This is a genomic window from Microvirga sp. GCM10011540 (genome assembly GCF_042650665.1).
GTDB lineage: Bacteria > Pseudomonadota > Alphaproteobacteria > Rhizobiales > Beijerinckiaceae > Microvirga > Microvirga lenta.
Map to the genome: position 1 here is coordinate 1 of NZ_JBHSBQ010000105.1, position 12793 is coordinate 12793.

A 12793-nucleotide genomic window follows, 5' to 3' on the forward strand; every position below is an offset into this window, starting at 1 on the left:
CCATCCGGGCCCGCGGCATGTGAACGGCCGCATCAGAGGCCGCACACATGTCAGACCCTGACCACGCGCTGCATCAAACCTGAAAATTCTTCTTGCGTCACACGGGGCGTCCACACATGCCGCAAACTCGCGCAAAAACCCTTGTCAGCGTAAGAAGGCGACTGGTCAGCCTGCGTCCGGCTCGTGCCCCTCGGCCTCGTCCCGCAGAACCTGATTCCAGCCCCAATGGAGCAAGGAAGGATCATCGCTGTCGACGCCGCGCGTGAGCAGGATATCGTGAATCTCCCCGAGACGCGTAATCGTCGCGGGCCCCCGCTTGAGGCCGATGATGACCATGAGGATTTCGATCATCAAAAGCTGGACCACATAGGCATCGGTGCCGACCCGCATGGTCGCATCGTGAGGAACGTCGATGCCGAGCACGATATCGGCCATCGAGGCGAGCGGAGTTTTCGTCTGAGTCAGGGCGATCACCGTCGCGCCGTGCTCCTTGGCGACCGCGACGGCTTCGAGCAGGGCCGGCATCCGGCCGACGAAGGATATGGCGAACAGCACATCCTCCGAGGTCTGGGTCGCAGCCGCCACGAGCTGGAGATGGGCATCGGAGAATGCGTTCGTCGTAATCCCGAGACGGAACAGGCGCGCCTGCATATCCTGGGCGAGGAAGTTCGACGTCGCGCCCGTCCCGAAGCAATCCACCCGCTTGGCCCGGTGCATGGCTTCCGCAGCCCGCTCGATGTCGCCCGGTACCAGCTGGTGCTGCCAATCGGCCAGAACGGAGGTGACGCTGCCGACGACGTTGCGGACCACGTCCGCCGTGTTGTCGCCCGGGGTCACGCTGCGGTGCAGATAGGGCGCACCGACCGCGAGCGCTGCGGCCAGCTTCAGCTTCAGATCCCGCAGGCCGTCGCAGCCGACGACCCGGGCGAACCGAACGATCGTGGGTGCGCTCACCCCCGCTCGAAGGGCCAACTCCTCCACATTGGCCTGCATGGCCCAATGGGGATTGTCGAGAATCATCGCAGCGATGCGCTGCTGCCCCGCGGACATGGATTCCAGGTTCGCGCTGATGGACCGGAGGACATCCGATCCGGCGTCCGGCAACAGACCGGGGAGGGCATCGGCTTGGGTCATGCCGCGGCAGGCCTTTCGTCGTTCGCCGTGTCGTAGTGGCAGGCGAACTTATGGCCGTCTCCCGCGGAGCGCAACTTTGGAACGCTTCGGGCGCATTCGTCGGTCGCCATCGGGCACCTCGTCCGGAAGACGCAGCCGGAGGGTGGGGCCATGGGCGAGGGAATGTCGCCCGTCAGCATCCGGCGGATCTTCGGCGCGTCCGGATCAGCCTTCGGCGAGGCTGCGAGCAGGGCCCGCGTGTAGGGATGGCGCGGCCGTTGCGAAATCTCCTCGGAAGAGCCGATCTCCATGACCCGCCCGAGATAGAGTACGGCGATGCGGTCGCACATCAGTTCGACCACGTCCAGATCGTGAGAGATGAACAGCATCGCAAGCCCGAAGCGCTGCCGCAGATCCTGCATCAGATTGATGACCTGGGCCTGCACGGAGACGTCGAGCGCGGAAACCGGCTCGTCCGCAACGATCAGCTTCGGTTCGACGGCAAGGGCGCGCGCTACGCCGATGCGCTGGCGTTGGCCGCCCGAAAACTCGTGCGGAAAACGCGACATGTGCGAAGCCGGGAGGCCCACGGTTTCGAGCAGTTCCCCGATCCGCTCCGCGCGCTTTGCGCCGCTGGCGAGCCGATGGGCATCGATCGCCTCGCCGATGATGTCACGCACGCGGAGCCGTGGGTTCAGGCTGGCGTAAGGGTCCTGGAAGACCATCTGCGCATTGCGGCGGAGGAACTTGAGCTGCCGCTCCGGAAGTTTGGAGATGTCCTGGCCTTCGAACCGGATCGTGCCGGCTGTGGACTCGATCAGCCGCAGGACGAGGCGGCCGATGGTGCTCTTCCCCGAGCCGGATTCCCCGACCAGCCCCAGAACCTCGCCCGGCGCGATATGAAAGCTCACATCCTCGACGGCGCGAACCAGGTGCGGTGCCCGTCCGAAATGTTTCGTCAGGCCTTCTACGGCCAGAAGCGGCGAAGCGCTCATGCGAAGGCCTCCCTCCATCTCACGCAGCGCACGCTACGTTCCATTTCAGCTTCCAGCGTGATCGAGCCGGTACGGCAGACATCGGCTGCCTGCGAGCAGCGCGGCGCGAAGGCGCAACCGTCGCCGACCGGACCGATGGAGCCGGGAATGGACTGCACCACCCGGCGGCCATCCTCTCCCCGTTGCGCGCGGGCTGGAAGGCAGTTCAGAAGCGCACTCGTGTAGGGGTGGCGAGGCGTCCGGAAGATGGCGCCTACGGCGCCGGTTTCGACCACCTGACCGGCATACATGACGGTCACCCTGTCGGCGATCTCCGCAACCACGCCGAGATTGTGGGTGATGAACAGCACCCCCATGCCGAGCTCCTTCTGGAGCCGTTCGATCAGCACGAGAATCTGTGCCTGGATGGTCACGTCCAGCGCCGTGGTCGGCTCGTCCGCGATCAGCAGGGACGGGTTGCAGGACATGGCAAGGGCGATCATCACCCGCTGGCGCATGCCGCCGGACATCTGGTGCGGATATTCGTGCACGCGGCGTCGGGCGTTCGGAATCTCAACGAGTTCGAGCATCTCCTCCGCGCGTTTCAAGGCGGCGGCATGACCGAGGCTCATGTGCAGCCGAACCGATTCCGCGATCTGCTCTCCGACCGTCAGGACCGGATTGAGGCTGGTCATGGGCTCCTGGAAGATCATCGCGATTTCCGAGCCGCGCAGTTTCCGCAGGTCCGAAGAGGGCAGGGTCGCGAGATCCACCGTCTCGCCCGACCGCTTGCGGAACAGGATCTGCCCTCCGGAGACCCGCCCGGACGGGCGCGGCAGGAGGCCCATGGTGGCGAGGCTCGTGACGGACTTGCCCGAACCGGACTCCCCGACCAGGGCAACGGTCTCTCCGGCGCCCACGGAAAGCGTGACGCCGCGAACAGGGGTTACTTCCCCCTCCTCGGTGCGGAAGCGGACCTCGAGATCCCTAATGGAGAGAAGAGGGCTCTTGTCCATGCTCACAGCGCCTTCCGCAATTTGGGGTCGAGCATGTCGCGCAACCCGTCGCCGACGATCTGCAGCGAAAGGGCCGCAAGCACGATGGCAAGTCCCGGAAACAGCACCACCCAGAAGGCGTCGTCCGCATATTGCTGGCCGGAAGCAATCATCGTGCCCCACGTCGGCAGTTCCGGCGGGACGCCGGCTCCCAGGAACGACAGGCCCGCCTCGGCCAGAACCGCATAGGCGAAGATGAACGTCGCCTGGACCAGCACGGGGGAGGCGACGTTGAGGAGGATATGGACCGAAAGAATCCGCCGCGTCGAGACGCCGAGGGCGCGGGCGGCCTCGACGAAGGGAAGCTCTCGGATGACGAGGGTCGATGCGCGCACTACCCGGACAACCCTCGGGGTGTAGACGATGGAGAGTGCGAGCACGACATTGAAGGCGGAGGCGCCGAGCACGGCCACCAGGAAGATGGCGAGCAGGATGTCGGGGAGCGCCATCAGCGCGTCGACCACCCGCATGACGACGCCGTCGAGCGAGCGGAAATAGCCGGCCAGCAGCCCGAAGAGCGTCCCGACCGTCATCGAGACCACCACCACGGCGAAGCCGATCCCGAGCGAGGCGCGGGCGCCGTAGATGATGCGGGAAAAGACGTCCCGGCCGAATTCGTCCGTGCCCAGCCAGTTGAGTTCCCCGGGTGGTTTCAGGCGGCGAATGACCTTGATGGCGGTCGGCTCGTAGGGAGCGACCCAGGGAGCCAGGAGCGCCATCAGCATGATGACGAACAGCACGACGAAGGCGACGAGCACGAGCTTGCGCCGGAACATGCGGCGGAAGAACAGGAGGATGGGAGATCGATCCATGGTCAGTACCGCACGCGGGGATCGACGAAGGTGTAGATGATGTCGATCAGCAGATTGATCAGCACGTAGATCGCCGCCACCACGATCAGCGCCCCCTGAATGACCGGGTAGTCGCGCCGCAGGACGGCGGACACGACGAGGTTGCCGATGCCGGGAAGGCCGAAGACGGTTTCGGTGACGATGGCGCCGCCGACCAGAAGGGCGGCCGTGAGGCCGACGACCGTGATGATCGGCACGAGGGCATTGCCGAAGGCATGGCGCAGCACCACCCGGACCTCGGACACCCCCTTCGAACGGGCGGTGCGCACGTAGTCGTCGCTCAGGACGTCGAGCATGCTCGCCCGCGTAAAGCGCACGATCAGCGCGGAATTGACGATCCCGAGAACGGTGGCGGGCAGGGCCAGATGCATGAGGCGGTCGAGGAACGGAGCGCCCGGCTCGCCGTAACCGGCCACGGGAAACCAGCCGAGGCGGACGGCAAAGAGCTGAATGAAGATGAGACCGAGCCAGAAGCTCGGGATGTTGGCGGCCAGCATGGCAAGCCCGCTGACGATCTGATCGACGAGACGGCCGCGCCATACGGCCGAGACGATTCCCGCCGGAATTCCCACCAGGGCCGCGACGGAGACGGAGAAGAGCGCAAGGAAGAAGGTCGGCTCCGCACGTTCCGCAATGGCCTGGACGACAGGGCGCTGCAGGAAGATCGACTGGCCCAGATTGCCCGTGGCGATCTCCTTGAGCCACAGCACGAACTGCACCAGAATCGGCTTGTCGAGGCCGTAGACCTGGCGCAGGCGCGCGATGTCCTCGGCCGTCGCCTGATCGCCCAGCATGAGTGCGGCCGGATCGCCCGGTGCGAGGCGTGTCAAGAAGAAGACCATCGCCGCGACCAGGAACATGACGATGAGGAGGCTGCCAAGGCGGCGCCCGAGCTTAAGCCACATTGGTGTTCGTCTCCGGTAAGGGGCAGAGGCGGCGCATTCCGCCCCTGCCGAGGGGAGAATGTCGGCTTACTTGGCGATCTCGACATTCCAGAAGGACGGCCACGGCATCGGCGTGTAGCCCTTCATCTTGTTCGAGACGCCGCTGAGCGAGGCGAAGTTGCCGGCGCGGACGTAAGGGACTTCGTCGTAGACGACCTCCTGCACCTTGCCCCAGAGAGCACCACGCTTCGCGGGATCGGGCTCGCTGTTGAAGGCTGCAAGCGCTGCGTCCTTGGCGGGCGTCTTCCACCAGCCGGGAGCGCCGTCGCCGAGCTGCGGCGGGGAAAGCATGGGCTCGGGCAGGAACGCCGAGTGGGTGATGTAGACGTCCCACAGGGCCGGGTCGCCGCGGCGCTGGATCAGCGTGGCCCAGTCGACCACGTCGAGCTCGACCTTGAACCCGGCGGTCTTCAGCTGCTCCGCCATGACGAGAGCCATGCGGTTGTGGAAGTCGTACTGCTTGGAGTTGAGGATCCGGATCGGCGTGCCGTCGTACTTGGCTTCCTCCAGCAGCTTCTTCGCGCCTTCCGCATCGCCCTTGTTGTACTTGTCCGTGCCCGCATCGGAGTAGAAGGGAGAGCCCTTCGGGAAGTGCTCTCCGGCCACGGAGTAGAACTTGGGATCGCCGAAGCCTGCGAGAAGGAGCTCCTCGGTGTTGAGCGCCATCTGAAAAGCCTGGCGGATCTTCTGATTCGCCATCGGTCCCTGCTTCGTGTTCGTCGGGAAGTAGGGGAAGCCGTAGGGCATGGTCAGCACGGCCGTCACGCCGGGAGCCGTGGAGACCTTCTTGCTGCTCTCTACGGGAAGCTGGTCGGCGAACTGGTACTGCCCGGCAATCACGCCCTCGACGCGGGTATTGGCGTTCGGGACGGGAATGAAGCGCAGCTCGTCGATCTTCGCCTCGCGCTTGCCGGCATAGCCGCTCGCCGGTTCGCTACGGGATGAATAGGCGTCGTTCTTCACCAGGACGACGAATTGATCCGGCTTGCGCTCGCGGAACTTGTAGGGGCCGGTGCCGACGAACTCGACCAGCGGGTTGGCGATGGATTCCTTCGCCATGATCGCGGCGAAGCCCGAGGGCAGGGCGAGATGCGCCAGCAGGGCAGGCTGAACCTCCGACAGGGCGATTTCGACCGTCGAGGGCCCCTTCGCTGTGATGGAGGAGATGCTCTTGGCGAGCGCCTTGCCGCGGGGCGTCATGTCCACCCAGCGCTTCAGCGAGGCGACGACGTCCTCCGCATCGAGATCGCGCCCGTTATGGAGCTTCACGCCCTTTCGCAGCTCGATGGTATAGGTCTTGCCGTCCTCGGACACCTTCGGCATGTCGGCAGCCAGCATGGGCTGGATGTTCCAGTTCGCGTCGAAGGTGTAAAGCGGCTCATAGACGTGTTGCATGATGAGGCCGACGAGATCGGCCGTCGAGGCCATCGGGTCGAGCGATTGCGGCTCGCCGACCATGGCCAGGTTGGCGCTGGTCGTCCCTTGCGCCCATGCGAGGCTCGGGCTGAGCAGTGCGGCCGCGGCCAATCCTGTTGCGGCAAAGCCGAGTCCCCTGCGCGTCAGCGTGCCGGCGCGATCCCAACGGTCCTTCATGCAGTCCTCCATCGATGATGCTGCCCCGCGAGGGTTCCCTTATGCTCCAGGCGGGCAGATATGAAAGTTTATTAAGCCCTTTCGTCGGCTGTCAATTCCCTTGACCCGAAATAGCGCCGGTTCTACGCATTGGGTATGGCAAATTGGGCGTGATTTAGTACTCTGTCGAATGTGCCGTGTAATTTATTTTCATCGTATGATGATCAGGCTGAAGGGGACCTGTTCACAATGAGTTATGATCTCGTTCTTCGAGGCGGACGCGTGATCGATCCGTCCCAGTCCCTCGACCGGGTAACCGATGTCGCGTTCTCGAATGGACAGGTCGTCGCCACGGGCGACGATCTCTCGGGGAGCGCCCGCACCGTGTGGGACGCTGCCGGCAAGATCGTGACGCCGGGCCTGATCGATCTTCACACGCACGTCTACTGGGGCGGCACGTCGCTCGGCGTGGACCCCCTGATCCTGGCGCGGGGCGGGTGCACGACGCTCGTCGACACGGGAAGCGCCGGACCGGGCAATTATCCGGGCTTCCTCGAGCACGTGATCAAGCCGTCGCCCGTGCGCATCGTCGCCTATCTCAACGTCTCCTTCGCGGGAATCTACGGCTTCTCCAAGCGTGTGATGGTCGGGGAGAGCGGGGATCTGCGCCTCATGGCCCCCATCGATGCCGCCGAGGTCGCCGATGCCAACCGGGATACCCTGGCCGGCATCAAGGTCCGCGTCGGCTTCAACGCCTCCGGCAATTCGGGAATCGTTCCGCTGGATATCGGCCGTCAGGTGGCCGATCGCGTGAACATGCCCATGATGGTGCATATCGACTATCCGCCGCCCACGCTGCCGGAAGTCCTCGCACGGATGCGCGAGGGCGATGTCCTGACCCACTGCTTCAGGCCCTTCCCCAACTCTCCTGCGACTGCGGACGGCAAGGTGCATCCCGCCGTTCTCGATGCCAGGCAGCGCGGTGTCATCTTCGATATCGGGCATGGCATGGGCTCCTTCTCCTTCGAGACGGCGCGCGTGATGCTGGACAACGGCTTCCTGCCCGACTGCATCTCCAGCGACGTGCACGCCCTGTGCATCGACGGCCCGGCTTTCGACCTGCTGACGACGATGTCGAAGTTCCTCTGCCTCGGAATGCCGCTGGGCGATGTGGTCCGGGCGGCGACCGACAACCCCGCCAAGGCCCTCAAGCGGCCGGAGCTCGGCACGTTCAGGCCGGGCAGCGTCGGCGACGCCTCGATCCTCGAACTCCAGGACGGCGAGTTCGACTACGTGGACTCGACGGGTGTTCCTCTTGCCGGAAAAATGCGCCTCGCCGCGAAGGGCGTGGTCATCAACGGCCAGATGTGGCACGAAGCTTGAGAGGAGAAGAAGAGATGACGCCTGAAGAGAGACTCGCTTCGCTTGGCCTCGTGTTGCCGGAGGCGCCTGTGCCGGTGGCGAACTATGTGCCTTACCGGTTCGCTGGAAATCTCCTCTACCTGTCCGGTCAAGGCCCCAAGAGGGCCGACGGCACCTACCGGCCCGGCCGTCTCGGCCGCGATGCGACCATCGAGGAGGGCTACGAGGATGCCCGGCTGACGGGCCTCAACCTCCTGGCCGTCGCAAAGACGGCACTCGGCGAGCTCAGCCGCATCGAGGCGGTGGTCAAGCTGCTCGGCATGGTCAATGCGGAGCCGGACTTTTCCGACCATCCCAAGGTCATCAACGGCTGTTCCGACCTGCTGGTCGAGGTCCTGGGCGATGCCGGGCGGCATGCCCGCTCGGCCGTTGGAATGGGTTCGCTGCCGAACCGCATGACCGTCGAGGTCGAAGCCATTCTCCTTGTGCGGGATTGAGTGAGGAAGACATGAGCATCCAGGCTCTCAAGGAAGAAGTCGCGCGCCAGTTCGGAACGCCCGCCGTGGTGATCGATCTGGATGTGGTCGAACGCAACATCGCCCGCGTTCAGGCAATGTGCGACGCGGCCGGCATCGCGAACCGGCCGCACATCAAGACGCACAAGAGCCCGGTCATCGCTTCCATGCAGCGCGACGCGGGTGCCCGTGGAATCACGTGCCAGAAGATCGGCGAAGCCGAGGTCATGGCGGAAGGCGGCCACGACGACATCCTCATCTCCTACAACATCCTGGGCGAGGAGAAGCTCAATCGCCTCGGCAGGCTCCTGTCCCGGGCGAAGGTGACGGTCGCAGCCGACAATCCGACCGTCGTCGCGGGACTGCCGCAGGCGGCGGCGATTGCCGGGCGCGATCTCGACGTGGTCGTGGAATGCGACACCGGGCGAAAGCGGGCCGGCGTCGAAACCGTGGCCGAGGCCGTCGCCCTCGCCAAGGACATCTCCTCCCGTCCCGGACTCTCCTTTGCGGGATTCATGCTCTATCCGCCGGAAAATGCCATGGCCGAAACGCAGGCCTTCCTGGATGCGGCCACGGCCGGTGTCCGGGAACTAGGCCTTGAGCCGCGCATGGTGTCGTCCGGAGGCACGCCGAACCTGGTCAATCTGGGCAAGATCAAGGGCGTGACCGAACACCGCGCCGGAACGTCGATCTTCAACGACCGCATGATGATGGCGGCCGGGGTGGCGGAGCTCGAGGATTGTGCTCTGACGGTCTATGCGACCGTGGTCAGCAGGGCAGGGCCGGAGCGCGGAATTCTCGATTCCGGTTCGAAAACCCTTACCAGCGACACGGGCGGCCTCGAAGGGCACGGCCTGATTATCGAGCATCCGCAGGCAAAGATCGCGCGCTTCGCCGAGGAGCACGGCTTCCTCGACCTGTCCGCCTGCAACGATCGTCCGAAGGTGGGCGACATCGTGCGGGTGGTGCCGAACCATGTCTGCGTCGTGGTCAACATGGTCGATCGTCTCGTCACGGTGCGCGGGGGCGAGATCGTGGGCGAGCTGCCCGTCGCGGCTCGCGGCCGTCTGACCTGATCGGTTCTCCGATGCGATCCCTTCCCCGGCACGCTGCTGTAATGCGACGCGCCGGGGAAGGCTGTTACTTGGCTCCTTGCGGCCGCATCACGCCTTTTTCATCCCGCCGCAACGGGCCCGGCTGCTTGGGCAGGGGAGCGCCGGGAGCCTCGGCGACGGTGACGCCGTGCGGCCAGTCCGATGGCGCAATCGCCACATAGCGGGCATAGCCTCCCGTGCCTCCGAGCGGTTTGGCGAAGCCGATGGTGATCAGAGCGCCCGCCTCCGGAACCTTGTCGAGATTGGCCACGCCTTCGGCCTGGGCGAAGTGATTGTGCAGCAGCCAGGACTCGCCTTCGAGCGTCGGCGTCGTATCGGTGTCGAGCGGTTCATGGCCGTGGAACAGGATCTTGCGCTCGAGATGCAGGAACTTGAGCGCGTCGAGGCTCACCCCTGGATGGGGCTTCGCCGCGAAGCGCGCCGTGTCGTTCCAGCCCTTGTACCAGTCGGAGCGCACCATCACGACGGAGCCTTCCGGAATGCGTCCGTTGCGGCTCTCCCAATCCCGGATGTCCTGCACGCTCAGGTGATAGTTCGGATCGGCGGCCACTTTCTCGTGGATGGGAATCACGACGAGAGGGCGCACGGCATAGGTGGGCGGAAGGTCGCTGATCGTTGCTCCGTACTCGTCCCAGTGGGCCGGCGGATCGAGCTGGGTGCCATACTGGTCGGTGGTGAGGTCGTAGCTCGTGGCGACGAAGCCGTGCTTGTCGTAGGTGTATTCCTCGCCCTTCTTCACGTAACCCTGGATATCGGCTCCCGCCGTTGTAGGCTTGAACTCGGCCTGACCGAAGCCCGGCCAGACCGGCTGAACGGGCGCGAAGGCATGGGTGAGGTCGATGTGCTTGGCGCCTTTGAGGCTTTGCTCGTAGACGGACCACAATCCGGTTTGCTGCTGGGCGGGTTGCTGCGCAAAGGCAGCCGGAGAAAAGAGAGTGCCGGTGAGCAGAACCGCGGCTAGAAGAGACTTCGACATCGTGATGCATCCTCTCTGGGCTGACAGGTGCAATCATTCATGGTCGCAAGACGCCATTCAACCGCAAATCGGCCGTGTGCTGACGCAAAGAATCGCATCCGCCTGACGATGGAATCGGCAGTGCGTTGAAATATTGGACGCGATCTCTGCATTGGTTGACTTCGCGTTCCTGAGCCTCTCTGATCGACTATCCGCTTGTCCCTTCTCGGGCGAACAACCTTCCTGTGGAGCGCCATGTCGAACTCTCGCATCACGGCCTCGGATGCCGGCCCGCGCCGTCCTGATTTCGCAGCCTGGATGAAGCAGGGTAACGACATTACCCAGCAGTTCCTCTCCTTCGGCCGCCGTCCGGGCCTGATCGCGCTCTCGGGAGGCTTGCCGGCTCCCGAGCTCTATCCGGTTTCCGATGTGCAGGAGGCGGCGCGCGATGCCCTGGAGAAGCATGGGAGCACAGCCCTCGGCTATGGAGCCGTGGAGGGGCTGTTCGAACTGCGCGAGGCCATCGCGCGCCGCTTATCGACCGAGCGCCTGTCCCTCGCTCCTGAAAACGTTCTGATCACGACCGGTTCGCTCCAGGCCGTCGAGCTCATCGGCAAGACTCTCATCGATCCGGGCAATGCGATCCTGGCCGATTACCCGACCTATCTGGGCGCCCTGGATGCCTGGCTCCCACGCCTGCCGCGCTACGCCGAGCTGCCCCACGACGGGACATGGCCCGAGGCGAAATTCGCATATGTGGTGCCGAACTTCTCCAATCCGACGGGAGCGGTCCTGAAGCGCGAGGCCCGTGAAGCCCTGCTTTCCCGTTCTGCGGAGAGCGGCATCTGGCTGGTCGAGGACGACCCTTATGGAGAGCTCCGCTATGACGGAGCCGTGCAGCCCTCCCTGCTGGAGATGAGCGCGGCACCGGGAGCGGCCGTCTACGAAGGTTCCGTGGTGCATCTCGGAACGTTGTCCAAGACCATCGCCCCCGGCCTCCGTGTCGGATGGGCAGTCGGTGCGCCCGACATGATCCGTGCGCTCGCGCAGGCGAAGCAGGGTTCCGACCTCAGCACGAGCACGTTCTGCCAGGCGGTCGCGCTGGAGCTCATCCGGAAGGACGCAGACCGCCGCCACGTCCCCGCCCTGGTCGGTGCCTATCGTGAGCGCCGCGACGCCCTGTGTGCGGCGGCGCAGGAGCATCTGGCCGACCTCTTCGAATGGAGCGTGCCGGAGGGCGGCATGTTCGTGTGGATGACGGCCCGCCGGCCGGGCCTCGACACGAACGCTCTCCTTCCGTTCGCGCTGGAGGCGGGCGTGTCCTTCGTGCCCGGAAGTGTCTTCGACCCCCGTGGGCTGGTCAGTCCCAGCCTGCGCCTGAACTTCACCGCCAACCCTCCCGATATCCTGCAGGAAGGCGTCCGTCGCCTGAGCCGGGCCGCCCGGGAGTTCGCATCCCTTCAGGCGGCAGCAGAATAAGAGTGGAACATGCCGACTCAACTTTTCCAGCCTGAGGGCACACGCCTGCCGACATCGCTCATCGATGAATGGCGCAAGATCCCTGCCGCCGTGGTGGCGGATCTGCTGCGCGGCACGGGGCATGTCGATGCCGGGATCCGACCGCTGCGCCGCTTCGGCACGAAATCGTGGCTCGTCGGGAGTGCGATCACGGCTCGGTGCGAAGGAGTGGATTACGGGGCCGTCCACCACGCGATCGATGTGGCCGGAGCCGGCGATGTCGTTGTGGTCGATGCGGGCGGGCGCAGCGATGCGGCGATGATCGGCGAGCTCCTGAGCGGATCCGCACGTCACAAGGGAATTGCCGGCGTCGTCGTCGATGGTGCCGTGCGCGATGCCGGAATGCTGTCCGAGTGGCCGGATTTCGCGGTTTTCTCCCGTTGGGTGACGCCCCGCGGACCCTCCTCGATGGAGCGCGGTTCGGTCAACGAGCCGATCTCATTCGGAGGCGTACCGGTCTCGCCCTTCGACCTGATCGTCGGGGACGACGACGGCCTCGTGATCGTGCCGCGCGGGAGGGCCGAGGAGCTGCTTGCGCCCGCTCTTGCGCGGGTCCGGGCCGAGGTGGAATGGGAGGCCGTGCTCGCCACCGGCAAGAGCACCGTCGAGGTGTTCAACGTACCCAAGGCCGAAAAGGCCGAGTGAGGATGCCACCCCTTTTTCGGGCCTCGACGTCTGGCGTTCGGGGCTTCGATTTCCTATATGGGGTTTGTCGGGTTTCGACCCGGCTATGACCGTAGAGGCTTTGTGGCATAGGCGTTTAGGACGCGGGTTCAATTCCCGCCGCCTCCACCACGAGCAGACGAGGGAGGCCTGGTC

The 12793-nt window shown here is 65.1% G+C and carries 12 protein-coding genes; 5 read left to right on the forward strand and 7 right to left on the reverse strand.

Going from position 1 to position 12793, the window contains the following annotated elements; all coding sequences use genetic code 11:
• Window positions 1-165: 165 nt before the first annotated feature.
• From ACFOYU_RS16005 to ACFOYU_RS16030, 6 genes are all read right to left on the reverse strand, one after another.
• A complete protein-coding gene (locus ACFOYU_RS16005; RefSeq protein ID WP_377034362.1) occupies window positions 166-1134 on the reverse strand; it encodes a MurR/RpiR family transcriptional regulator in 969 nt (322 codons plus the stop codon).
• The gene (locus ACFOYU_RS16010; RefSeq protein WP_377034363.1) at window positions 1131-2108 is read right to left on the reverse strand and encodes an ABC transporter ATP-binding protein; all 978 of its coding nucleotides are present in this window, start codon (window positions 2106-2108) and stop codon (window positions 1131-1133) included. Before ACFOYU_RS16010 ends, ACFOYU_RS16005 begins: the two co-directional genes overlap by 4 nt.
• Window positions 2105-3103: an ABC transporter ATP-binding protein gene (locus ACFOYU_RS16015; RefSeq protein ID WP_377034364.1), complete on the reverse strand. Its 999-nt coding sequence runs from the start codon at window positions 3101-3103 to the stop codon at window positions 2105-2107. Before ACFOYU_RS16015 ends, ACFOYU_RS16010 begins: the two co-directional genes overlap by 4 nt.
• Before the next feature lie 2 nt (window positions 3104-3105).
• Window positions 3106-3954 carry an ABC transporter permease gene (locus ACFOYU_RS16020; protein WP_226742493.1) on the reverse strand — a complete coding sequence of 283 codons (849 nt, stop codon included), beginning with the start codon at window positions 3952-3954 and terminating at the stop codon, window positions 3106-3108.
• A gap of 2 nt (window positions 3955-3956) precedes the next feature.
• Window positions 3957-4898, reverse strand: coding sequence for an ABC transporter permease (locus tag ACFOYU_RS16025; RefSeq protein WP_226742494.1), 942 nt, complete (start codon window positions 4896-4898; stop codon window positions 3957-3959).
• 66 nt (window positions 4899-4964) lie between these two features.
• A complete protein-coding gene (locus ACFOYU_RS16030) occupies window positions 4965-6530 on the reverse strand; it encodes an ABC transporter substrate-binding protein (protein WP_377034365.1) in 1566 nt (521 codons plus the stop codon).
• A 228-nt stretch (window positions 6531-6758) separates the two neighbouring features.
• Between ACFOYU_RS16030 and ACFOYU_RS16035 the strand changes: the two genes are divergently transcribed.
• Genes ACFOYU_RS16035 through ACFOYU_RS16045 form a run of 3 tightly spaced genes read left to right on the forward strand, consistent with a single transcriptional unit; the run spans window position 6759 to window position 9462 of the window.
• Window positions 6759-7892 carry an amidohydrolase/deacetylase family metallohydrolase gene (locus ACFOYU_RS16035; RefSeq protein ID WP_226742496.1) on the forward strand — a complete coding sequence of 378 codons (1134 nt, stop codon included), beginning with the start codon at window positions 6759-6761 and terminating at the stop codon, window positions 7890-7892.
• 14 nt (window positions 7893-7906) lie between these two features.
• Window positions 7907-8368 (forward strand): RidA family protein, encoded by a 462-nt coding sequence (locus ACFOYU_RS16040; RefSeq protein WP_377034366.1) that lies wholly within the window; start codon window positions 7907-7909, stop codon window positions 8366-8368.
• A gap of 11 nt (window positions 8369-8379) precedes the next feature.
• Window positions 8380-9462, forward strand: coding sequence for a D-TA family PLP-dependent enzyme (locus ACFOYU_RS16045; protein ID WP_226742498.1), 1083 nt, complete (start codon window positions 8380-8382; stop codon window positions 9460-9462).
• 64 nt (window positions 9463-9526) lie between these two features.
• On the opposite strand, the gene ACFOYU_RS16050 is transcribed toward ACFOYU_RS16045, so the two are convergent.
• Entirely contained in the window at window positions 9527-10477 is a 951-nt protein-coding gene (locus ACFOYU_RS16050) for a cyclase family protein (protein ID WP_377034367.1), read from the reverse strand.
• A 234-nt stretch (window positions 10478-10711) separates the two neighbouring features.
• Between ACFOYU_RS16050 and ACFOYU_RS16055 the strand changes: the two genes are divergently transcribed.
• Window positions 10712-11935, forward strand: coding sequence for a PLP-dependent aminotransferase family protein (locus ACFOYU_RS16055; protein WP_377034368.1), 1224 nt, complete (start codon window positions 10712-10714; stop codon window positions 11933-11935).
• Window positions 11936-11944: 9 nt separating this feature from the next.
• On the forward strand, window positions 11945-12619 hold the full coding sequence (locus ACFOYU_RS16060) for an RraA family protein (RefSeq protein WP_377034369.1): 675 nt from the start codon (window positions 11945-11947) through the stop codon (window positions 12617-12619).
• The last annotated feature ends 174 nt before the right edge of the window (window positions 12620-12793 follow it).

Bases quoted from the DNA above. Each gene is read 5' to 3' on its own strand.
- ACFOYU_RS16055 (WP_377034368.1), top strand. From the start codon at position 10,712: ATGTCGAACTCTCGCATCACGGCCTCGGATGCCGGCCCGCGCCGTCCT.
- ACFOYU_RS16050 (WP_377034367.1), bottom strand. From the start codon at position 10,477: ATGTCGAAGTCTCTTCTAGCCGCGGTTCTGCTCACCGGCACTCTCTTT.
- ACFOYU_RS16060 (WP_377034369.1), top strand. From the start codon at position 11,945: ATGCCGACTCAACTTTTCCAGCCTGAGGGCACACGCCTGCCGACATCG.
- ACFOYU_RS16020 (WP_226742493.1), bottom strand. From the start codon at position 3,954: ATGGATCGATCTCCCATCCTCCTGTTCTTCCGCCGCATGTTCCGGCGC.
- ACFOYU_RS16040 (WP_377034366.1), top strand. From the start codon at position 7,907: ATGACGCCTGAAGAGAGACTCGCTTCGCTTGGCCTCGTGTTGCCGGAG.
- ACFOYU_RS16030 (WP_377034365.1), bottom strand. From the start codon at position 6,530: ATGAAGGACCGTTGGGATCGCGCCGGCACGCTGACGCGCAGGGGACTC.
- ACFOYU_RS16015 (WP_377034364.1), bottom strand. From the start codon at position 3,103: ATGGACAAGAGCCCTCTTCTCTCCATTAGGGATCTCGAGGTCCGCTTC.
- ACFOYU_RS16035 (WP_226742496.1), top strand. From the start codon at position 6,759: ATGAGTTATGATCTCGTTCTTCGAGGCGGACGCGTGATCGATCCGTCC.
- ACFOYU_RS16025 (WP_226742494.1), bottom strand. From the start codon at position 4,898: ATGTGGCTTAAGCTCGGGCGCCGCCTTGGCAGCCTCCTCATCGTCATG.
- ACFOYU_RS16005 (WP_377034362.1), bottom strand. From the start codon at position 1,134: ATGACCCAAGCCGATGCCCTCCCCGGTCTGTTGCCGGACGCCGGATCG.
- ACFOYU_RS16045 (WP_226742498.1), top strand. From the start codon at position 8,380: ATGAGCATCCAGGCTCTCAAGGAAGAAGTCGCGCGCCAGTTCGGAACG.
- ACFOYU_RS16010 (WP_377034363.1), bottom strand. From the start codon at position 2,108: ATGAGCGCTTCGCCGCTTCTGGCCGTAGAAGGCCTGACGAAACATTTC.